Annotated in this window: 20 protein-coding genes; 10 read left to right on the top strand and 10 right to left on the bottom strand. The window is 71.5% G+C overall.

Annotated elements, in window-relative coordinates; genetic code table 11:
- Positions 1 to 29: 29 nt before the first annotated feature.
- Genes ACGF8B_RS27430 through ACGF8B_RS27440 form a run of 3 tightly spaced genes read left to right on the top strand, consistent with a single transcriptional unit; the run spans position 30 to position 2398 of the window.
- Positions 30 to 974 carry an ABC transporter ATP-binding protein gene (locus ACGF8B_RS27430; RefSeq protein ID WP_392743636.1) on the top strand — a complete coding sequence of 315 codons (945 nt, stop codon included), beginning with the start codon at positions 30 to 32 and terminating at the stop codon, positions 972 to 974.
- Positions 971 to 1945 (top strand): ABC transporter permease, encoded by a 975-nt coding sequence (locus tag ACGF8B_RS27435; protein WP_392743639.1) that lies wholly within the window; start codon positions 971 to 973, stop codon positions 1943 to 1945. The genes ACGF8B_RS27430 and ACGF8B_RS27435 overlap by 4 nt, the downstream gene beginning before the upstream one ends.
- Positions 1946 to 2005: 60 nt before the next feature.
- Positions 2006 to 2398 (top strand): GntR family transcriptional regulator, encoded by a 393-nt coding sequence (locus ACGF8B_RS27440; protein ID WP_392743642.1) that lies wholly within the window; start codon positions 2006 to 2008, stop codon positions 2396 to 2398.
- A 62-nt stretch (positions 2399 to 2460) separates the two neighbouring features.
- Here ACGF8B_RS27440 and ACGF8B_RS27445 read toward each other — a convergent pair whose 3' ends face one another.
- Genes ACGF8B_RS27445 through ACGF8B_RS27455 form a run of 3 tightly spaced genes read right to left on the bottom strand, consistent with a single transcriptional unit; the run spans position 2461 to position 4591 of the window.
- Positions 2461 to 3018 (bottom strand): DinB family protein, encoded by a 558-nt coding sequence (locus ACGF8B_RS27445; RefSeq protein ID WP_392743644.1) that lies wholly within the window; start codon positions 3016 to 3018, stop codon positions 2461 to 2463.
- Positions 3019 to 3050: 32 nt separating this feature from the next.
- Complete coding sequence (locus tag ACGF8B_RS27450; protein ID WP_392743647.1) at positions 3051 to 3944, bottom strand: alpha/beta fold hydrolase; 894 nt, start codon at positions 3942 to 3944, stop codon at positions 3051 to 3053.
- Positions 3944 to 4591 carry a TetR/AcrR family transcriptional regulator gene (locus tag ACGF8B_RS27455; RefSeq protein WP_392743650.1) on the bottom strand — a complete coding sequence of 216 codons (648 nt, stop codon included), beginning with the start codon at positions 4589 to 4591 and terminating at the stop codon, positions 3944 to 3946. The genes ACGF8B_RS27450 and ACGF8B_RS27455 overlap by 1 nt, the downstream gene beginning before the upstream one ends.
- Positions 4592 to 4638: 47 nt before the next feature.
- Here ACGF8B_RS27455 and ACGF8B_RS27460 point away from each other — a divergent pair, with 47 nt between their 5' ends.
- The gene (locus ACGF8B_RS27460) at positions 4639 to 6060 is read left to right on the top strand and encodes an amidase (protein ID WP_392743653.1); all 1422 of its coding nucleotides are present in this window, start codon (positions 4639 to 4641) and stop codon (positions 6058 to 6060) included.
- 132 nt (positions 6061 to 6192) lie between these two features.
- Here the strand turns inward: ACGF8B_RS27460 and ACGF8B_RS27465 are convergent, their stop codons facing one another.
- Positions 6193 to 7194 (bottom strand): aldo/keto reductase, encoded by a 1002-nt coding sequence (locus ACGF8B_RS27465; protein ID WP_392743656.1) that lies wholly within the window; start codon positions 7192 to 7194, stop codon positions 6193 to 6195.
- Between the two features lie 110 nt (positions 7195 to 7304).
- Between ACGF8B_RS27465 and ACGF8B_RS27470 the strand changes: the two genes are divergently transcribed.
- A complete protein-coding gene (locus tag ACGF8B_RS27470; protein WP_392743659.1) occupies positions 7305 to 8243 on the top strand; it encodes a LysR family transcriptional regulator in 939 nt (312 codons plus the stop codon).
- 97 nt (positions 8244 to 8340) lie between these two features.
- Here the strand turns inward: ACGF8B_RS27470 and ACGF8B_RS27475 are convergent, their stop codons facing one another.
- Positions 8341 to 9387: a chitinase gene (locus ACGF8B_RS27475; RefSeq protein WP_392743661.1), complete on the bottom strand. Its 1047-nt coding sequence runs from the start codon at positions 9385 to 9387 to the stop codon at positions 8341 to 8343.
- Between the two features lie 308 nt (positions 9388 to 9695).
- Between ACGF8B_RS27475 and ACGF8B_RS27480 the strand changes: the two genes are divergently transcribed.
- Genes ACGF8B_RS27480 through ACGF8B_RS27490 form a run of 3 tightly spaced genes read left to right on the top strand, consistent with a single transcriptional unit; the run spans position 9696 to position 13605 of the window.
- On the top strand, positions 9696 to 10109 hold the full coding sequence (locus tag ACGF8B_RS27480; RefSeq protein ID WP_392743664.1) for a hypothetical protein: 414 nt from the start codon (positions 9696 to 9698) through the stop codon (positions 10107 to 10109).
- Positions 10106 to 12406 carry a bifunctional polysaccharide deacetylase/glycosyltransferase family 2 protein gene (locus ACGF8B_RS27485; protein WP_392743667.1) on the top strand — a complete coding sequence of 767 codons (2301 nt, stop codon included), beginning with the start codon at positions 10106 to 10108 and terminating at the stop codon, positions 12404 to 12406. The genes ACGF8B_RS27480 and ACGF8B_RS27485 overlap by 4 nt, the downstream gene beginning before the upstream one ends.
- 59 nt (positions 12407 to 12465) lie before the next feature.
- Entirely contained in the window at positions 12466 to 13605 is a 1140-nt protein-coding gene (locus tag ACGF8B_RS27490) for an acyltransferase (protein ID WP_392743669.1), read from the top strand.
- A 55-nt stretch (positions 13606 to 13660) separates the two neighbouring features.
- Here the strand turns inward: ACGF8B_RS27490 and ACGF8B_RS27495 are convergent, their stop codons facing one another.
- Positions 13661 to 14167, bottom strand: a complete 507-nt coding sequence (locus tag ACGF8B_RS27495) for a DinB family protein (RefSeq protein WP_392743671.1) — start codon at positions 14165 to 14167, stop codon at positions 13661 to 13663.
- 37 nt (positions 14168 to 14204) lie between these two features.
- Entirely contained in the window at positions 14205 to 14753 is a 549-nt protein-coding gene (locus ACGF8B_RS27500; RefSeq protein ID WP_392743674.1) for a helix-turn-helix domain-containing protein, read from the bottom strand.
- Between the two features lie 236 nt (positions 14754 to 14989).
- Between ACGF8B_RS27500 and def the strand changes: the two genes are divergently transcribed.
- The gene (gene def, locus ACGF8B_RS27505) at positions 14990 to 15649 is read left to right on the top strand and encodes a peptide deformylase (protein WP_392743677.1); all 660 of its coding nucleotides are present in this window, start codon (positions 14990 to 14992) and stop codon (positions 15647 to 15649) included.
- Between the two features lie 147 nt (positions 15650 to 15796).
- Here the strand turns inward: def and ACGF8B_RS27510 are convergent, their stop codons facing one another.
- Both ACGF8B_RS27510 and ACGF8B_RS27515 read right to left on the bottom strand, forming a co-directional pair.
- Complete coding sequence (locus tag ACGF8B_RS27510) at positions 15797 to 16357, bottom strand: hypothetical protein (protein WP_392743679.1); 561 nt, start codon at positions 16355 to 16357, stop codon at positions 15797 to 15799.
- Positions 16358 to 16573: 216 nt separating this feature from the next.
- Positions 16574 to 17176 carry a TetR/AcrR family transcriptional regulator gene (locus ACGF8B_RS27515; RefSeq protein WP_392743682.1) on the bottom strand — a complete coding sequence of 201 codons (603 nt, stop codon included), beginning with the start codon at positions 17174 to 17176 and terminating at the stop codon, positions 16574 to 16576.
- A 132-nt stretch (positions 17177 to 17308) separates the two neighbouring features.
- Between ACGF8B_RS27515 and ACGF8B_RS27520 the strand changes: the two genes are divergently transcribed.
- Positions 17309 to 18349 (top strand): aldo/keto reductase, encoded by a 1041-nt coding sequence (locus ACGF8B_RS27520; protein WP_392743684.1) that lies wholly within the window; start codon positions 17309 to 17311, stop codon positions 18347 to 18349.
- Positions 18350 to 18364: 15 nt separating this feature from the next.
- Here ACGF8B_RS27520 and ACGF8B_RS27525 read toward each other — a convergent pair whose 3' ends face one another.
- A complete protein-coding gene (locus tag ACGF8B_RS27525) occupies positions 18365 to 19108 on the bottom strand; it encodes a class I SAM-dependent methyltransferase (protein WP_392743687.1) in 744 nt (247 codons plus the stop codon).
- Between the last annotated feature and the right edge of the window lie 32 nt (positions 19109 to 19140).

The following is a 19140-nucleotide window of genomic DNA, read 5'->3' on the forward strand; positions in this document are numbered from 1 at the left end:
AATTGACTAATGGAATTGAGGCTGGGTGCATGGCAGACGCAATCACTCCGGACGGCGGGTCCGGAGCCTGGGCCCTGGAGGCCCGCGGGCTGGGTAAGCGCTACCGTCGCGGCTGGGCGCTGCAGGACATCTCGTTCCGGCTGCCGGCCGGCCGGATCTGCGGTCTCGTCGGCCCCAACGGAGCGGGAAAGAGCACGCTGCTGGGGATCGCGACCCGCCAGGTGCAGCCCACGGGAGGTGACTTGAGGATCTTCGGCGTGCCCGTGGACGACCCCGGGGCCATGCCGAAGTTCGCGTTCCTCGGCCAGGACAAGCCGCTGTTCAAGCGGTTCACCGTGGCCGAGACGCTGCGCATGGGAGCCGAGCTCAACCCCGGCTGGGACATGGCGGCTGCGGATCGGATCGTGCGGTCCGGCCAGGTGCCGATGAGCGCACGGGTCGGCACGCTCTCCGGCGGCCAGCGCACCCGGGTCGCGTTCGCGCTGGCCTTCGGTAAGCGGCCCGATCTGCTGCTGCTCGACGAGCCGATGTCCGATCTCGACCCGCTGGCCCGTCACGACATGAGCACCCTGCTGATGTCGGAGGCCGTCGAGCGCGGCACCACGGTCGTGATGTCCTCCCACATGCTCTCCGAGCTGGAGGACATGTGCGACTACCTGCTCGTCCTCGCGGGCGGCAGGATCCGGATGGCCGGTGACGCGGACGCGCTCGTCCCGGCCCACGCGCTGGTGACCGGGCTCGCCACGGACGGGGATCCGGCCGCCGCGCTGGCACCGCACACCGTGATCGAGTACCGCGTCCAGGGACGGCAGTTCCACGCGCTGGTCCGCCCGAACGGCCCGCTGTCGGGCGACTGGGTGGTCGCCGAACCGAGCCTGGAGGAGGTGCTGCTGGCGCATCTGCGCGCGCCGGACGCGCCTGCGCTGTTCACGCCCGGTGCCCGTATCGAGGCCGAAGGGAGCCACACCTCATGAGCACCACCCTGACCGACACGCCCCGGACCGGGCACACCCCCCGGCACCGCATGCTGCGCGGGCTGAGCTGGCTCGTCGCGCGCCAGCACCGGGCCGCGCTGCTCAGCCTGCTCGCCGTGACCGTCCTCGGCGCGATCTGGCTCGTCTACGTGCGCGGCCAGATGAAGGACGTCCTGGACGCCGCCGGCTGGCCGGCGAAGGAACTGGCGCAGCCGTCGTTCGACTCGGACGGCGTGGGTCTCGTCCTCACCGCGCTGGGCGGGCTGCCGCTGATCCTCGCCGTCTTCGTCGGCGCCCCGCTCGTCGCGGGAGATCAGGAACAGGGCACCGCGCAGCTCGTGACCACCCAGTCGGTTTCACGCATGCGCTGGGTGGCGACGAAGTTCGTCTGGATCTACGCGGCGGTGCTCGTGACCACCGTGGTGCTCTCGGTGGTGTTCACCTGGTGGTGGAAGCCCTACCGGTCGGTGTTTCCCAGCCAGTGGTCGGACGGATCGATCTTCGACATCACCGGTCCGGTGCTCCCCGCGCTCTGCCTCTTCATGACCGCCGCCGGCATCACCATCGGTGTGCTGGTCCGCCGCGTCCTGATGGCCATGGCGATCACGTTCCTGTTCGCCGGGGCCGCCGGGGTCTTCTGGGACCAGATGCTCGTCCACCTCGCCCCGACCCGCACGATCGTCTACCCGCTCGACGCGGACATGCCCGCCCGGCTCAACGAGTCGTGGGAGGTGGACCGCTGGATCGGTTCCGCCGACGGCCATCTCTACGGCTGGGGCCTGTGCTCCAAGTCGACCGAGGCGGCCTCCGACGCGTGCGTCAAGGAGCACGGCATCGTCAACAATGTGTACGAGTACCTCGGCTTCGACCAGATGCCGGCCATGCAGTGGACCGGGGCGGGCATCCTGCTCGCGGGTACCGTCGTGCTCACCGCGTTCGTCCTGTGGCGGGTGTCCCGTCGGCCCCTCTAGGACCTGCCGGCGCAGGTACACAGGGTTCCGGCAGTCGAACGGGAGGTGAAGGCAGTGGTCATGTTCCGCATCGACCGGCGCAGCGGAGTGGCGACGTACCTCCAGATCGTGCGGCAGGTCGAACAGGCGCTGCGCATGGGCGCCCTGGAGGAGGGGGACCGGCTGCCCACGGCGGCCCAGGTGGCGGCCGAGACCAAGGTCAACCCGAACACCACCCTCAAGGCGTACCGCGAGCTGGAGCGCGCGGGGCTCGCCGAGGTCCGGCAGGGGGCGGGCACCTTCATCACCCGTTCCCTGGTCCCGCCCCAGTCGGGCCCCGACTCCCCCTTGCGTGCCTCGCTCACCGAGTGGCTGGACGAGGCGCGGGCGCAGGGCCTCAGCGGCCCGGAGGTGGATGCCCTCTTCCGGTCGTCCTTCGCGGCCGTGTACCCGGGCGGGGCGGACGCCGGCTGAGGAGCGGCGCCGTGCGGCGCGCGGACGAGCAGCGGCCGGTCCCCGGTGGGGGCCGGCCGCTGTCATCGCGGTACGGGGTAGTCGCCCGTGGCACCGTCGGTCCGCTCGCGCAGCAGGTCCGCGTGGCCGTTGTGCCGGGCGTACTCCTGGATCATCACCAGGAACACCCAGCGCAGGCTGACGGTCCGGCCCCGGGTGGCCGACACGAAGGTCTCGTCGAGGCCCCGACCGGCCACGGCGGCCTCGCACGCGTCGACCTCGGCCCGGTACGCGGCGAAGTCGCGCTCGGCGTCGGCCGGTTCGACCCCTTGGAGCCCCTCGTCGCCGTCGCCGGGGGCGGTGAAGACATCGCCGATCGGCTCCCCCGCGAAACTCCGCCGGAACCACCATCGTTCGATCTCCGCCAGGTGCCGCACCAGCCCGAGCAGGGTGAGGCCCGACGGTTCGGCCGTGGTGTGCGCGAGCTGTGCGGCGGTGAGCCCGGCGCACTTGGTGAGCAGGGTCTCCCGGTGCCAGCGGAGCCAGCCCTCCAGCATGGGCCGCTCGTCCGTGGTGCTCGGAACGTTCAGCTGGTCGCCGTCGGCCGTCGTGCGTTCGATGCGAGGTGCCGTCCATGTCATGGCGGCCATCCTCACACCGGCGGGCCCACCGCTCAGGTCAGTTCCCGCAGGAGGGGTTCCGGGTCCGCGAGGAGGAACAGGTGTCCGCCGTCGGGGACGGTGCGCAGCTCGGAGCCGGGCATCTGTGCGTGCGCCCAGCGCGCCACCTCGATGGGGACATTGCCGTCCGCCTCGCCATGGATGAACAGGGTCGGCACGGACACCGAGCCCAGCGGGTCCGGCAGCGGGCGGGAATAGCCGGCGAGGTCGGTGATGACCTCGTCCACGCCCTGGCGCTGGCCTTCGGTGGTGTCCACCTCGGACAGTGCGCGGAAGGCGGGGGTGCTCATGATCAACCGGTCGGAGCGGGGCCAGGCGTCGAGGTTCGGTTCGTTCCTCGTCTTCTTGAAGATCCCCTTGCCTGCGAGCATCGGCCGGGCCAGCGCCGGGGCCCAGACGACGATCCGGTTCATCCACTTGACCAGCGGGATCCGGCGCGCGTACGCGGAGCCGGGAGCTCCGGGGACCGCGGCGCAGGCGAGAATCAGTCTCGTGACCCGGGCGGGGTGCTTCTGGGCCGCCGAGAGCGCGTACCCGCCGCCGCCGGAGATCGCCACCAGCGTGGCCCGCTCGTGGCCGAGGTGGTCGAGCAGAGCCACGAAGTCGTCGTTCCAGCGGTGGAAGCCGCGACCGGGCACGGGGTCGGTCTCGCCGTACCCCGGGCGGTCCGGGAAGACCAGATGCAGGCCGGCGTCCACCGCCGCCTGCCGCAGGGCGAGGCCCTCGTAGCGGCTGCCGGGCGTGCCGTGGAGCACGATCACGGGCGGGGCGGTGGGATCGCCGTACGAGCAGTACGCGATGCGGCGCCCGCCAGGGGCCGTCAGGCGGTGCGTCTGCGGCAGGTCCGTCTCCGGCGTCTTCGGCAGGTCCGGCGGGGAGGGGGTCATCACTGCTCCTCGGGGGGTGCGGGGGTGGCGGCAGCGGCGGCGATTCCGCCGATGACGAAGTCGAGGCCGAAGGAGAACCTGCGGTCGTAGTCGTGGTGGTCGGCGAACACCGAAGCGGCCCACCGTTCCGGCGGGAGCTGGATCGGTTCCAGATCACCGCGGCCGAGCCGGATCGCCACGTGCCCGGTGACGAAGTCGTGCAGGGTGCCGTACGCGTACGCGGCGGCCTCCTCGTCGAGCCCGGCGCTGCCCAGCGCCGCCACGACCCGGTACGCGACGTCGTCGGCACCGGGCCCGACCAGGGAGGCGCGGCGGTGCGCCTCCAGGATGACGGGGTGCCGCATGAGCAGGTCGTGGAGCGTGTCGGCGAACAGCCGGACAACGCCGCGCCAGTCGTCCGGCCAGTCCACCGACCGGGTCACCTCGCCGACGATCCGGGACACCAGTGCGTGCTGGAGCGCGTCGATGCCGCCCGTCGTGCGATGGATCGCCATCGGTGACACGCCCAGCCGGTCGGCCAGCGCGCGGAAGGTCACGGCGTCCAGCCCCCGGTCGTCGGCCAGCTCGGTCGCTGCGTCCAGGACCGCGTCGAGCGTGACCGCCCGGGGACGGCCGTTCTTCGAAGTGCTTGCGTTCTCGACCGCCATGACCGCACCATATCGATACGCGTAACGAAACTTCAATGGGAGCGCGCATGACGGAGTTGCACGACCTCACGGCACTGGAGCTGGCCGCCGCCTACGAGAGCGGCGGGACGGGGCCCGTCGAAGTCGTGGATCATCTGCTGGCCCGGATGGCGGACGGCGACCGGGTGGGGGCGTTCACCACCGTGTCGGCCGACCGGGCCCGCATCGCGGCGGCCGGGGCCGAACGCGTACTGCGCACGACGGATCGCGCCGGCCTGCCGCGGCTGTTCGGCGTGCCCACCGCGGTCAAGGACCTGGAGGCCACCGCGGGCGTACGCACCACACTGGGTTCCGCGCTGTTCCGCGACTGGGTTCCCGGGCACAACGACGAGATCGTGGACGTCATGTCGGACGCCGGGCTGATCAGCCTCGGCAAGACCACCGTTCCCGAGTTCGGGGCCGCCTGCTACACCGAGCCCGAGGTGTCCGGTCCGGCCCGCAGCCCGTTCGACCTCACCCGGAGCGCGGCCGGCAGCAGTGGCGGCGCGGCGGCGGCGGTCGGTGCACTGCTGGTGCCGATCGCGCAGGGCAGCGACACCGCGGGCTCGGTGCGCTCCCCCGCGAGCGCCTGCGGGGTGGTCGGGCTCAAGCCCAGCCGGGGCCTGGTCACCGCGGGACCGAACGGGAATGACGGGATGGGGCTATCCGTGCGCGGGCCGCTCGCCCGCACTGTCCGCGACACCGCCGCGTTCCTCGACGTACTGACCACCCGTACCGGCGCCGGTACCGTGCATCCGCCCCGGACCGGCAGCTACGAGCGCGCCTGCGACGCACCCGTGCCGAGGCTGCGGATCGCGCTCGCCCAGGGGTCGGTCTCCGGCTCGCCCGTGCACCCCGAGGTCGCCGCCGCCGCGGAGCTCACCGCCCGGACGCTGGCGGGCCTCGGGCACGATGTGTTCATCCGGGACCAGGCACCGGACCCCGAGCTGACCGAGGGCTTCCAGGTGATGTTCACGGCACTGGTCGGGTCCAGGACCATGCCGTTCGACGAGTCGTCACTGCGCCCGATCGTCCGTCATCTCCGGTCCCGGGCACAGGAGTTCAGCTCGGCCGAGCTGGCCGCCTCGATCGGTGCGGTCCAGGCCCGCGCCCGCGCCTGGGCACTCGACCACGCGGACGCGGACGTGGTGATCACCCCGACCGTGACCACCCCGCCGACGCTCGTCGGTCAGCTCCGCGACGACGCCGACCCGGCGGCGGAACTGGCGGCGATGACCGCGTTCACCGGCAACACCGTCCTGGCGAACGCCACCGGCTTCCCGGCCATCAGCCTTCCGCTGGGCTGGAGTGCGCAGGGCCTGCCGCTCGGGGTCTCGCTCACGGCCGGTTGGGGCCGCGAGGACCTGCTGCTCGGCGTATCGGCCGCGCTGGAGGAGGCCCTGCCGTGGGCCCATCGCTACGGAGGCCGGCCCCGGGACACCCTCGCGTGAGCAGGTGGGGTGGCGGGAAACAGCTCGCCGTCCCGCTCCGCGGTGACGTCCGGGGACTCGGCGGGGGCACCGGGCGGCCGCCCGGCCCCGGAGGCGCCGGGCGGCTCCGGGGGCTCCGAGGCGCCGGGCGGCTCAGCCGGTGGTCCGTCCCTTGAGGATCTCCTCGATCCGGGCCAGCTCCTCGTCGGCGAAATCCAGGTGCCGGACCGTCTCGACGCTGTTCTCCAACTGGGCGACACTGCTCGCCCCGACCACGGCGGAGGTGACCCGGCCGCCCCGCAGCACCCATGCGAGCGCCAGCTGCGCGAGGGACTGGCCGCGTGCGGAAGCCACTTCGTCGAGCGCCCGCAGCCGGTCCACCAGCTCCGGGGTGACCGCTTCGGGCGTCAGGAAGGGGCTGCTGCCCGCGGCGCGCGAGCCTTCCGGGATGCCGCGCAGATAGCGGTCGGAGAGGATGCCCTGCTCCAGCGGCGAGTAGGCGATCGATCCGGTGCCCAGCTCGTCGAGCGCCGTGAGCAGACCGTCCTCGGCCCCGCGGTCCAGCATCGAGTAGCGCGGCTGGTGGATGAGCAGCGGCGTGCCCAGCCCGTCGAGGATCCGGGCGGCCTGACGGGTCTGCTCGGCCGAGTAGTTGGAGATGCCGACGTACAACGCCTTGCCCTGACGCACCGCCGAGTCGAGCGCGCCCATCGTCTCCTCCAGCGGAGTGCCGGGGTCGGGACGGTGCGAGTAGAAGATGTCGACGTGGTCGAGGCCGAGCCGGGTGAGGCTCTGGTCCAGCGACGAGAGCAGGTTCTTCCTGGACCCCCACTCCCCGTACGGGCCGTCCCACATCAGGTAGCCCGCCTTGGTCGAGATGACCAGCTCGTCGCGGAGCCGGGCGAAGTCCGTCCCCAGTGCGCGGCCCATCGCGGACTCCGCGGCGCCGGGCGGCGGTCCGTAGTTGTTGGCGAGGTCGAAGTGGGTGATGCCGAGGTCGAAGGCTCGCCGCAGGATCCGGCCCTGGGTCTCCGGCGTCCTGTCGCTGCCGAAGTTGTGCCACAGGCCGAGGGAGAGCGCGGGAAGCAGCAGTCCGCTGCGTCCGGCGCGCCGGTAGGGCATGGCCTGGTAGCGGTCGGCGGACGGAAGGTACATGCGGGCTCCACAGAAGAGGCGGGTGCGGTTCGCAGGTCCAGGTTGGCCGACAGCGATCCAGCAGTCCAACAGAAGATTCTGCTGGGATTCAGCACCTATATTTCTCAATCATGGAGCTGCGTCAGCTGGAACACTTCGTCGCCGTCGCCGAGGAACAGCACTTCACCCGGGCCGCCGAGCGTCTCGCCGTGTCGCAGTCCGGGCTCTCCGCCTCCGTCCGGGCCCTGGAGCACGAGCTCAGGACGCCGCTGTTCAGCCGCACCACGCGCAGCGTGCGGCTGACGGAGGCCGGGCACGCACTGCTGGTGGAGGCCGAGCGGACGCTGGCGGGGGCACGGGCCGCGCGGGATGCCGTCGACGCGGTACGGGGGCTGCTGCGCGGCACCCTGTCGGTGGGCGTGGAGCAGTGTGTGCCGGGGGTGCGTCTGCCGCGTCTGCTGGCGGCCTTCCACCGGAAGCATCCGCTGATGGAGATCCGGCTCCGCCAGGAGGGCACCACGAGCCTGGTGGACGGGGTGGCCGGCGGGCGGCTCGACGCCGCCTTCGCCGCGACGGTCGGTGCCGACGAGTGGCGCGGTGATCTCATTCCGCTGGCGCGCGAGCCCATGGTCGTGCTCTGTGCGCCTGGACATCGGTTCGCGGCGGCGGAGCGTGTCGCCTGGCGTGAGCTGTCCGGTGAGTCGTTCATCGACTTCCACCCCGACTGGGGTCCGCGGCGGGCGGCGGACGGGGCGTTCGGCCGGGCGGGGGTGCGACGCACGGTGGGGCTGGAGGTGAATGACGTGCACAGCCTGCTGGAGCTGGTGCACGAAGGGCTGGGCATCGCGCTGGTACCGCACCACTTCTCCCGCAAGCCCGAGGCCCGGGGACTGGTGACGGTGGACCTCGAAGGGCCGCGACAGCCCTGCTACGAGAGCGTCGTGGTGCTCCCGGCGGCCCAGTACATGAGCCCCGGCGCGCGGGAGCTGATGACTCTGCTCCGAAGCGACGGTGCGAACGACGGCGGTGCGAGCGGCGAAGGTGCGAGCGGCGATACTGCCGCGTTGTGACGGTGGGCGGGGCCCGAGGAGCCGTTCCGGGAGCGCGGTACCGGGAGATCATCGGTGGGCGGCGTCGGTGGGCGGGTGTCGGTGGACGGCTCCGTGGTCATCCGCCCAGTGCCTTCGCGAACGCTCCCGTCTCCTGTGCGACCCCGCTGCACGTGTCGTCGGCCTTCGTGGAGTTTCCGTCCGCGCACTCCTGGTCGCGGAAGGTGGCCCACTGGGAGAGCGCGCCGACTCCCCTGCGTTCGGCGAAGGCACGCAGTGACGCCGCGTCGGAGAGGGTGAACGTCTCCCCCGCCACATCGTTGACACCGATCATCACGGTGATGTGCAGCGCCCGCCACGCCGCGGCGTCCGACAGGCCCAGTACATCGGTGAGCTGGTCGTGGGCCGCTTCGGCGGCCTGCTGCGCGTAGTCGCCCATGTCACCGTCGTACGAGGAGCTGTAGTTCATCGCCATGATGTTCACGGCGGACACGTCGACATCCCGTTCCACGGTGTCGCTCAGCAGGGCGGTCCCGGTCGCCTCCAGACCGTCCGGCATCACGGGCAGTGTGTACGTGACATCGAGGTCCCGCTCCTTCTGGAGGAGGCGCAGTGCCTGGTCGCGGCGGGTGATCGACGCCCGGTCGGTGAGCGCGTCGCCCTCGATGTCGAAGTCGGCCTGGTCCGTGCCGACCGCGTCGAGCACCTTCGCGTAGGCGTCGGCCAGTTCCCGGGCGCTGTCGCAGGTGAGTGCGAGCTCGTTCCCCGCGGCCCCACCGAAGGAGACCCGGACGTTCGCGCCGGTCGCGGTGAGCGCGGCGATCCGCGAGGCCACCGCCCGGTCGCCGGCCTCCGCGGTGCCGCCCCACAGCGGGGTGCAGTCATCGCCGTCGGCGACGACGAAGGCCAGGTTGTACGTGTCCGGGGAGCCTTCCGGGTCCGTGCCGGCGGCGGTCGTGGCGCTGACGTACGGGCTGTACGCCGTGGTGGCAGCGGAGGCGCCGGGGCCGGGGGCCTTGCGGGCGCCCCGGTCCTGGTCCGCCACCGCGCCGGTCGAGCAGGCGGAGCAGGCGAGTCCGAGGGCGAGCAGCCCGGCGACGACCGGGGCGGCACGCCGCCTGCGGCCTGTCCCGTGATCGGGCGAACGCTTCGATGAAATCCGCATGGTGTTTGCACCTGCTCTCGTGAAGGGTTTCCGGAAACGGCAAGGGACAAGGGACCGGAACACACCGGAAACCTCTCACACGGGCGTACCGCTCCCACTCACAGGAAATTCACGGCCGGAGGCCGGAGAGCACTGACCACTGTCATCAAGTCCCGTTCCAGCAGTGCTTTTCGGGTACGCGGAACAGGAGTACGGAACAGTCTCGGCGGCGCTCGTACTCTCAGCTCGTCACAGGTTGGCCGCCCATCCACAGCGGCCGGCCAGAAATGGCCCAGGTTTCGCACATCGCCGTTCGCCAGCATGCGCACATGCAATCCGTCACCTCCATCGAGAACGACCCGACGCCGTCCGGGCGCCGCCGCAAGCACGCCGGAGCGCCCAAGCCCCGTGCCGGGACGGGAGCCGGAGGCCAGGAGGGGCCCGTATTCGTGGACAGCACCGGGCGCCGCGCCAGACTGCTTCGCCGTGCGGGCATCGCGCTGGGTGTCGCCTGTGCCGGTTACGCGGCCGTGCTCGGGCTCGCCTTCGTGGGAGGCATCTCCGTGTCGCCCTCGCAGCTCCTTCCCTTCGGCGGCGCGCCCGCCTCGCGGGGCGGGCCGGCCGGGAACATGCCTCCGGGCACGGAGGGCGCGCAGCCGGACGCCCGGCCCGGCGTCGGAGCGGGCGGGCCGCCCTCGGCCGCTACCTCGCCCTCCGCCTCCGCCACCGGGGCGGCCCGATGAGCATGCTCCACGGCCGTTCCCCGGCCGGGCGACGGCACGCCGCACCGAGCAGGATCGGACGGGTCCGCCGTCAGGCCGCTCCCCGGCCGCGGGTGGTCGTCGCCCTTCTGCTGCTGCTCGGACTCGTCTCGGTGATGTTGCTCGACGGCTATCTGCGGGCCGAGGTCGGAAACGACCAGCGGGTCCGCTCCGGCGCCAGTTCGAGCAAGGTTCCGCGGAGCGTCCTGGACGGCGGCCCCTTCCTCAGCTTCGAGGGCGGTACTGCGCGCACGCAGTCGGTGCCGGACAAGACCATCGTGCTGACCTTCGACGACGGCCCGGACCCCGAGTGGACACAGCAGGTGCTCGACATCCTGGACGACAACGACGTGCCGGGCACGTTCTTCCTGGTCGGCTCGATGATCTCGCGCTACCCGGACGTGGTGCGCCGGATGGTGGACGACGGCAACGAGGTGGGTGTCCACACCTTCACCCACATCGATCTCTCGTACCAGAGCTCCGCGCGCGTCACCCGTGAGATCGCCCAGACGCAGCTCGCCCTCGCAGGGGCCGCGGGCATCACGACGACGCTGTTCCGCGCCCCGTACTCCTCCACCAACGACGCCATCGACAACTACAGCTGGCCCGTCTACAAGAAGCTCGGCGCCCTGGGCTACACCAGTGTCTTCATCGACACCGACAGCGAGGACTGGCAGAAGCCGGGCGTCGGCAAGATCATCAAGTGGGCCACTCCGAAGGACGGAAAGGGCGCCTCGGTGCTCTTCCACGACGCCGGCGGCGACCGGGCCCAGACCCTCAAGGCGCTGCCGCAGTACATCAAGAAGATGAAGGCGAAGGGCTACACCTTCACCACGGTCAGCGGCGCCCGGAACGCGCAGTCCACGCAGCGGACCCGGAACTCCCCTGACGCGCAGACCGCACCGAGCGCGCGGGCGACACGGCACACGCAGGACGCACCGGCCGCCCCGGGCGACGCCCGGCAGAGCAACCCCGATCAGGCCGCCCACCGGACCGCCGACACCGCGACCCGCTGGGAGGGCCGCGCCCTCCTCGCCGCGGTGGCCGTCGCCGAGTGGACCGTGCCGGGCCTGGCCGCCGCACTGGTGGTGGTGGGAATCGCCGTGATGGCCAGATTCGGCATGATGCTCCTCCTCGCCCGGCGCCACCACCGGCAACGCAACAGCGGCCGGTTCAGCTGGGGGCCCGCGGTCACGGAACCGGTGACTGTGATCGTCCCCGCGTACAACGAGAAGGAGTGCATCGCCAACACGCTCGGCTCCCTCGCGGCGAGCACCCATCCGATCGAGATCATCGTCGTCGACGACGGTTCGACCGACGGCACCGCCGAGATCGCCGAGTCGCTGGGACTGCCCAACGTACGCGTCGTCCGCCAGGAGAACGCGGGCAAGTCCGCGGCGCTCAACAACGGTGTGCGGCAGGCGCGTTACGGCATCGTCGTGATGATGGACGGCGACACCGTCTTCGAACCCGACACCGTGCACCGGCTCGTGCAGCCGTTCGGCGACCCGGAGGTCGGCGCGGTGGCCGGGAACGCCAAGGTCGGCAACCGCAACACCGTGATCGGCGCCTGGCAGCACATCGAGTACGTGATGGGCTTCAATCTCGACCGCCGGATGTACGACCTGCTGCGCTGCATGCCCACCATCCCGGGCGCGATCGGCGCGTTCCGCCGCGAGGCCCTGCTGGCGGTCGGCGGAATGAGCGAGGACACGCTCGCCGAGGACACCGACATCACGATCGCCCTGCACCGCGCCGGCCGGCGGGTCGTGTACGCCGAGCACGCACGCGCCTGGACCGAGGCACCCGCGTCGCTGGGGCAGTTGTGGCGGCAGCGCCACCGCTGGAGCTACGGCACGATGCAGGCGCTCTGGAAGCACCGCGGATCGGTCACGGACCGCGGACCCTCGGGCCGCTTCGGCCGGGTCGGCATGCCCCTGGTCGTGCTCTTCCAGATCGTCACGCCCGTCTTCGCGCCGCTGATCGACGTGTTCACGCTGTACGCGATGGTCTTCGTGGACTTCCGGATGTCGCTGCTGGCCTGGACCGCCGTGCTGCTGGTCCAACTGGTCTGCGCGGCCTACGCGTTCCGTCTCGACGGCGAGAGGTACCGCTACCTGCTGATGCTCCCCCTGCAGCAACTGGCCTACCGGCAGCTGATGTACCTGGTGCTGATCCACTCGTGTGTCACCGCCGCGACCGGCGGCCGGCTGCGCTGGCAGAAGCTGAAGCGCACCGGTGAGGTGGGTGCCCCCGCGTCCGGCACGGAGTCGGGCTGATGGCGGGCGCACACCGCAGGCGTACACACCGCCGGGGCGCACCACCCCGTACGCCGCACATGAAAGACGCGACAGACACTGCGGACACCGCGGAGACGGCGGACGGGAGGAACACGAAGGGCACGGCAGCGACGAAGAACGCCGGGGAGCGCGCGGCGCCCCGCGCCCCCAAGGCCCCGGGTGGCGGTCGGGACCGCTACTTCGACGCGCTGCGGGCGTTCGCCCTGGTGCGCGTGGTCACCTATCACACCTTTGAATGGCCGTGGCTCGGGCTGGTCTTCCCGTCGATGGGGGTGATGTTCGGGCTCGCCGGTTCGCTCATGGCGCGTTCCCTGGAACGGCCCGCCGAGCAGGTGGTCCGCGGCCGGCTGCGCAGGCTGCTGATCCCGGTGTGGGCGTTCGGCCTGGTGCTGGGTGCGGCGATGCTGCTGCACGGCTGGCGGCCCGGTACCGACATCCTGTACTGGGTGCTGCCGGTGGGCGACCCGCCCGGCAACGCGTGGGGCGAACAGGCATGGGCGGTGCTCTGGTACCTGCGCACCTACCTGTGGTTCGTGCTGCTGTCTCCCCTCCTGCTGCGCCTCTTCCGTCTCGCCCCGCTGTCCGCGCTCGCCCTGTCGCTGGTCCCCGTCGTGCTCCTGACCGTGGTGTGGAGTGTGCCGGACGGGCGTACGGGTGCCGCGCTCAGCGACCTGTCGGTCTTCCTGTTCTGCTGGCTGCTGGGTTTCGCGCACCGGGACGGCGCCCTGGACCGGTTGCGACCCGCGGCCGTCCTGGCCTGTGCTCCGCCCCTGATGGCGGCGGGCGGCTGGTGGGCCCTCCGCCACCGGGTGGACGGTTCCTACGACCTCGACGACATCCCGCTCGCCCAGGCGTTGTGGTCGGCGGGGTTCGTCCTGCTGCTCCTGCGCTTCCGACCGGACTTCGGGTGGCTCGCCCGCCGTCGGGTGGCGGACCGGATCGTGCGGGTCTTCAACGCCCGTGCCGTGACCGTCTATCTGTGGCACGAGATCGCGCTGATGGTGAGCGTGCCGCTGATCGACCTGCTGTGGAACGTGCCGGCCTTCGAACGGGGGCTGCCGCTGGACAGCGTGTGGTTCCAGTTCGCGGTCGTCTGGGTGCTGATAGCCGCGGCGGTGGCCCTGTTCGGCTGGGTCGAGGACCTGGCGGCGAAGCGGGGTCCTCGACTGCTGCCTTGATCCGCTGCCGCCGTGCATCCGCGCGAGCGCCGGTCTCCGTGGCGCGGTCCGGCGGCTACTCGCCGGTGACGCCGTCGATGCGCTCCCGGATCAGGTCGGCCTGGCCGTTGTGCCGCGCGTACTCCTCGATCATGTGCGTGAGGATGTAGCGGAGCGAGAACACCTCGTCGCCGTAACTCCCGGTGATGTCGAGGGACTCGGCGGCATCGACGACGGCCCGGGAGCGGGCGCACTCCTCGTGCCAGATACGGAACGCCTCTTCGGTGTCGGCGTCCGCGACCTCGAACTCGGCGAACTCGCCGGGATTCGGCCCCGGCCAGTGCGCCGGCGCGACCTCGTCCCTCAACACCCTTCGGAACCAGGACCGTTCGACCTCGGCGAGATGCCGGACGAGCCCCAGCAGCGTCAGGTCCGAGGGGGGAACAGCCGACTCCCGCAGCTGCGCGTCGGTGAGCCCCTCGCACTTCATGGCCAGGGTCTCGCGCTGGTACTGGAGAAAGCCGGTCAGCGAGGCGCGCTCGCCGCCCACCTGCGGAGGTCTGTTCCTCGGGTCGTCGTTCATCACGCCATGATGGCAACCACGGCGGCTGCGCGCCCGGTCATTTCGCCCTCCGCCGCGGTGCGGGACGCTCGGCCAGCAGGGGGAAGAGCCTGGTGACCGCGGCCACGGCCACGGTACCTGCCGGGCGCGCTCCGGGCCGCTGGTCCCGTTCGCGGTAGCCGGCCAGCAGATGGCGGATCGAGGCGGCGAGTTCGGCCGTCTCCGCCGGGGTGAGGTGGACCACGGCGCTGAAGGATTCGTCGTGCTGCCACTCGGCGGGTGCCCGGTCCCGGTGGGCCAGCCAGTGCTGGTAGCTCTCGTCCTCCAGCCCGCGGGCGAGCGCATCGAACTGTTCCGGTGCCGACTCGTCCGGCTGGTGCCCGGAGTCCCAGCGCAGCCGCCACGGCCGGGCCCGTCCGCCCCGGTGCGGGACTTCCTCGATGAGGCCGTGCCGGGCGAGTTGGCGCAGATGGAACGAGCAGAGGCCGGAACTGTGGCCGAGACGGGCCGCGGCCTGCGTGGACGTGACGGTGCCGACCTCGGCGAGCAGGTCCAGCAGGGCGATGCGTACGGGATGGTCCGGGAGCGAGCGCCGGGCCCGTTGCACGGGCGGTAGCTCCGACCGGGCACTTCGGCCCTCATGGCTATGGACCGCGTCCTGCCGGCGTTTGTCCTGCCGGTCTTGGTCCTGCCGGTCTTCGCTCTGCCGGTCTTCGCTCTGCCTGTTCTCATCGCTCACTTTGCAAAGCCTGCTACTTTGCAAAGCATTCGGTCAAGTGGCCTGCTGCCGGAGGGGGTTCCTCCCGGGCCGGTTCGGGCATGCGCGGAAGGCGTTGATGATCCATGGCTGTCGGTTCCGGTGACACCTCGCAGGACCGCCGGGTGCGCCTGCAGGGCGAACCCGTCGAGTCCTTCCCCCGGTTCGCGCCGGAGGTGGGGCGGGGTTCGGTACGCCGCATCACCGTGGTCGGCGAGGAGATCCTGCGCCGCCGGTGCCGGGAGATCAGTGAGTTCGGCACGCCGGAACTCTCACGGCTGGTCGACGACATGTTCGCCACGAACCAGGTGGCGGAGGGCGCCGGGCTGGCCGCCAACCAGGTGGGCGTGGACCTTCAGTTGTTCGTGTGGGACATCACGGACGAGTGGGGAGTGCGCCACGTGGGGCACATCACCAATCCCGTACTGGACGAGGTGCCGGCCGAGCAGCGTGGGCTGATCGACGAATCCGAGGGGTGTCTGTCCGTTCCCGGACCCTACCGCGTGGTGCCGCGGCTCGACCGGGCAGTCGTACGGGGCCGCGACAAGGACGGCAGATCGCTGGTGATCGAGGGCAGGGGCTACTTCGCCCGCTGCCTCCAGCACGAGACCGACCACCTGCACGGCCGCCTCTACCTGGACCGGCTCTCCCAGCGGGAACGCAGAACGGCCCTGCGTGAAATGGCCGGGGCCAGGGACGACACCTTCGCCCGGCGCGCCGCGTTGGCCGCGAAGCTGGGCAAGTAGGGGGCCGCGCGGACCGTCGCGTACCCACGCTCGACGGTTCCGGGGTCGGGGCCTTCCGGGCTTCGGAATCTCCGGCGTTCGGGCATTCGGGCGTTCCGGCGTTCCGGCTTCCGTGGGGATGAGCCCGGGTCGGGGGAACCGGGCGGCTCAGTCGTGGAGAGTGACGCCGGGCAGCGGGAGGCCGGCGGCGTCGAACAGCGCGGTTCCGCATTCGCAGCGCTCGTCCGCCAGGGTCTGGTTCGCCGCCAGCTCCCAGACCAGCATCGACGAGCAGTCCGGGCAGTCCAGACTGATCAGGGCCCCATCGGGTTCCGAACCCCAGGCCCGCACCGGGAAGCCCTGGTGCGTCAGCCCGGTCGGCTCGTTCCCTCCGGTCAGCGCGACCAGTACCTCGTAGGTGTCGGTGCCGCTGTCACACACAAGGAGCGTACAGCCGAGATTCGCCAGCACACCGGACAGATGATCGAGCTGACGGACCGGGAAGTCTCCGCGACGCGCGGTCGGTTCGGATTCGGCCGCACGGTAGACGGCATCGGTGTCGACATCCACCGGCTCCACCCCGAAGGCCCGCACCCGCCCGGCCGCGAACTCCGCCAGCAGACCCGGTGATTCCTCACCGGTCCAGTCCATCTCGAACACCACACTGTCGACCCGAGTCTCCCGGGCCCGCTCGCCGGGGGTCAGGACCAGCTCTTCCAGTTCTGTCACGACGAGCACGCTATCAACTGCCGGATTCTCGGACCGGTCGGATGCCGCACCGCCGTCGTGCCGTTGTGTCGTTGCGCCTTCGCGCGTTCGTGCCGTCGTGCCTTTGCGCCGTCGTGCCTTTGTGCCTTTGTGCCGTCGTGCCTTTGCGCCGTCGTGCCTTTGTGCCTTTGTGCCGTTGTGCCTTTGTGCCGTCGTGCCTTCGTCGCACATGCCCGATCACACTCCCGCGAGCCCCGCCGGCCCTCCCGTCCCGCGCAACAGGGTGTCCACGACGCGCGTGGCCAGCACGTCGGTGTCGCCACCGCCTGCCCCCTCCTTGGCGGCCTCGTGGATGAGGGCGTAGTAGACGCGCCGGGTCCAGTCGAGATCGATGTCGGGCCGGAGCACGCCGGCTTCCTGTGCGCGGCGGAAGACCCGGGCGCAGGTGGAGCGGACCTCGGCATGGATGCGGGCCGCCTCGGGGTGGGTGTCGTCGGCCGTGCGGTTCATGGCGAACGACCAGTCGGTCTTCACGCGGAGGACGTTGGCGGTGACCTGATAGAGGGCGACGAGCGGCGGGGCGGCGTCCGGGCGGGCGGTGTCGACGGCCTCGGCGAACTGGCGGGCGGCCCAGCCGGTGAGCTCGTCCAGCAGCGCATCCCGGGTGGCGAAGCGGCGGTGGACGGTGGTCCGGGCGACGCCGGCGGCCCGCGCGATCTGCTCCATGCTCGCCGCCGGGTTGACCGCGAGGACCTGCTCGGCCGCTTCCAGGATCGTCCGCACGGTCCGTTCGCTGTCGGCCCGGAGCGGCCGTTTCGTCTGCTGCTTCTGCTCCGTCATGCCGACACGCTACATCAGTACCCCTCTAGAGCCCCTACTTGCATCACTCATGTCGCAGGTTGTAAGTTTTCGGCATCGGGGAAGTAGCGACTCCGCGTCCCGTTCGTGAGGAAACGACATCAGGGAGCAGTGATGCAGCATCGGATTCTCGGCCGCACCGGCATCTCCGTCAGCAAGTTCGCCCTGGGCACCCTGCGCCTGGGCGCCTGGGGGAACAGCGACCACGACGATGCGGTCCGGTTGATCCGCACGGCGCTGGACGGCGGGATCAACTTCATCGATACCGCCGACCAGTACTCCGGCGGCGAGGCCGAGGTGATCGTCGGCAAGGCCCTCCACGGCCGTCGCGACGACGTGGTGCTCGCGACCAAGGGCCACTTCCCGGTCCGGATGGGGGACGACGACCCCAACCGGCGGGGCAACTCCCGGCGCCGGCTCACCCGGGCCGTCGACGACAGCCTGCGGCGGCTGGGCACCGACCGCATCGACCTCTACCAGGTGCACCGCCCCGACCCGGCCACCGATATCGACGAGACGCTCTCCGTGCTCTCCGATCTGGTCCGCGCGGGCAAGATCATGGCGATCGGCACCTCGGACTTCCCCGCCGAGCAGCTCGTCGAGGCCCAGTGGGCCGCCGACCGGCGCAACCACATCCCCTTCCACACCGAGCAGCCGCCGTACTCGCTGTTCGTGCGTGGCATCGAGGCCGATGTGCTGCCCACGGCACGGAAGTACGGGCTCGGCGTGCTGACCTGGAGCCCGCTCAACAGCGGCTGGCTGGCCGGGCGGTTCCGCGGCAACCAGCCGATCGAACTGGACGCCTTCCGCCGCGTGGTGGCGCACAAGTTCGACCTCGAACTGCCCGGCAACCGGCGCAAGCTCGAAGCCGTGGAGGAGCTGCTGGTCGTGGCGCGGGACGCGGGCGTCCCGCTGACGCACCTGGCGCTGGCGTTCGCCGCGACGCATCCGGCGGTGTCCTCGGTGATCCTCGGGGCCCGCACCATCGACCAGTTGACCGACCAGCTGGCCGCCGCCGAGGTCCGGCTCGACGACGAGATCCTCGACCGCATCGACAAGATCGTCCCGCCCGGGGTCACCCTCAACCCCTCGGACGCCGACTACCGCCGCCCGGCCCTGGCCGCCGCGGAGCGACGACGCGGGCCCACCGCCTGACCCGCCCTCAGGACGTCAGCCGGCACCACCGGCCGCCGCCGACCGCGGACCCAGCACGAACCAGCGTGCGGGCAGCGCGACCCGCGTACCGTCGGGCAGGTACTCGGTCTGGGCCAGGGCCGTCGCGCCCTCGTCCAGGGTGGTGAGGCCGGCGTCCCTGAGCAGCCGCCGCACCTCCTCCGCGGTGGCACTGGCCGGCTTGAGCCCGTGGGCCAGCACCCGGCGCAGCTTCTCCGGCGGCCCGTCCGGGCCCTGCGCCACCTGCCGGAGCACCTCCTTGGAGGCCGGGGTCGGCTCGGTGACGAAGGCCCGTCCCCGTTCCCCCAGCAGCGCCGCGACCGCCGCGGCGACGGCGGCCCTGGCCCCGGGCTCGCTCTGGTGGATCACGGCACGCATATAGACATTGGTGTCGCCGATCCGCTCGCGCAGGGCCGCCACGGCCTCCGCGTCGACGAGGTCGAGCTGGGCGAACTCCGCGACGCCCGCGGTGTCGGCCCGGCGGGCGTGCTCGACGGCCGCGCGCGCGAGGTCCACACCGATGGCGCGGGCGAAACGGGTGGCGAGGTAGCGGGTCTGGGTGCCGTTTCCGCAGCCGAGGTCGACGAGGGGCAGCGAAGTGTCGGCGTGCGGCAGCAGCAGTTCGGCGTGGGGTACGGAGGTGAGGGAGGGGTCGGAGTCCCAGATCGCCTCGCCGGGCGCGTCCGAGGTGGCGGACCAGTAGCCCTCCCACGCCTCGCGGTAGTGCTGTGACACGTCCATGCGCGCTCCCGGTCCGTTCGTCCCGCGACGCC

This window comes from Streptomyces sp. NPDC047917 (assembly GCF_043204345.1).
Classification (GTDB): Bacteria; Actinomycetota; Actinomycetes; order Streptomycetales; family Streptomycetaceae; genus Streptomyces; species Streptomyces sanglieri.